This is a genomic window from Planococcus sp. CAU13, from assembly GCF_000775575.1.
Classification (GTDB): Bacteria; Bacillota; Bacilli; order Bacillales_A; family Planococcaceae; genus Planococcus.
The window spans coordinates 1-601 of the sequence record NZ_JRGN01000297.1; the positions used below are offsets into that span (position 1 = coordinate 1).

Below are 601 nucleotides of genomic sequence, written 5' to 3' on the forward strand. Positions count from 1 at the left end.
GCCGCCGGAGTCTGGACAATAAAGAAAAGCAAAAGCGGCCGGCCTGAATTTTCAGGCCGGCCGCTTTTATATTATTATTTTGCTGAAATCGTTTTACCCATGTTCAGGAAATCTTCCGTGACAGATGCTTCTGTAAGATCGAAAATCGTCAGCCGGACAATCTGGCTGTCATTTTCAAAAACCACACCGGTGACTTTCCCGTCTTCTGTAGGAATTTCCGCCAGTGACGAATTGATGAATTCAGACCCTTCGAATGCAGGCAGTTCAGTAAGCTCCGCCGCAGCATTGGATGCTTTTACAGTTTCAAGCATAGTTTCTTCAGCAAAAGAAAAATCAGTTTCATCCTTGCTGAACGTTTCAACACGCATGAACAATGAATCGTTTTCGGTGGCGTAAACTACATCTTTGTTCGGTTCTTCCGCGGTCAGTTCATAGCCGGGCAATAGATAAAGTTCATATGTCTGAGAATCGCTCACAGTCATTGTCCCTTCACTCATTGCAGGGTTGTCCTGCGCCGGTTCTGCACTTTCTCCGCTGCCTTCAGAAGCAGAAGTATCCTGTTCAGCAGTTTCTTCAGTTTCCGTACTTTCTTCAGTTTCTG

At 45.6% G+C, this 601-nt stretch carries 1 protein-coding gene; it reads right to left on the minus strand.

Features of this window, described 5'->3' with window-relative positions; genetic code table 11:
- Positions 1–74: 74 nt before the first annotated feature.
- Positions 75–601: hypothetical protein (locus KW93_RS17510; RefSeq protein WP_033543587.1), on the minus strand; the 527-nt coding region annotated here is incomplete at its 5' end.